This window comes from Fructobacillus tropaeoli, assembly GCF_001047135.2.
Classification (GTDB): domain Bacteria; phylum Bacillota; class Bacilli; order Lactobacillales; family Lactobacillaceae; genus Fructobacillus; species Fructobacillus tropaeoli.
This window is the reverse complement of sequence record NZ_DF968144.1, coordinates 1-660: the sequence shown is the minus strand read 5'-3', so window position 1 is coordinate 660 and position 660 is coordinate 1. Positions and strand designations below refer to the sequence as shown.

The 660-nt window shown below is 40.8% G+C and carries 1 protein-coding gene; it reads right to left on the bottom strand.

Annotated elements, in window-relative coordinates; genetic code table 11:
• Positions 1-660, bottom strand: a 660-nt coding sequence (locus tag AOQ32_RS08435; protein ID WP_148666553.1) for a CAP domain-containing protein, incomplete at both ends; no start/stop codon positions are given.

The window sequence follows — 660 nt, the reverse complement described above, 5'->3', positions numbered from 1 at the left end:
TGCATCAGCATTGGCCTTAATGTCATCAAATGTTTCAACGTGTGGTTCGGCATGATATTGTGTGAGTGAAGATTCACTCAAAGGATTTAGTGACCAATTACTCCATTCGTTAACAGCGTCTTGGTATGTTCCAATTGATTTGATTGAACCGTCTGATTCAGTGTTAGGCGTATTATTGTCTAATGGGAGAGGTGTTGCAAATGCAGTATATGCATAAGCTACTCGGTATCCTGACAATTGACCAAAGGCAATACCAAATCCAAATTCTTTAGAATTAGGATTTACTTGGTTTTTATTGTGTAATGGTGAGTTGATCCAGTTATTAAGAAGTCCTTTTGCGACATCAGATGCTGATGTCGAAATTGGGTTTGGAAGTTGTTCCATCACGAGTCCTGATTCGTTTTCGCTGCCTTGTGCAACTTTTCCTTGTTTTGCGAGAGTCAAGGCGATACCTGTTTTTGCACCATCGTGTGCGGATTGGGCTGTTTGATCGGAACGTGATCCGTTGGCAATAGATTCTGCACGGTCAGATTCAAAATCAGCAAGATCTTGATTCCAAACAAGGGGTGATAGACCCTTACTTTGACGATATGCGTTTAATTGCTTTGCAAATGAATCTTGAACGTCTTTTGCAAATTGTGCTTGCTGCAAGTCTTGTTG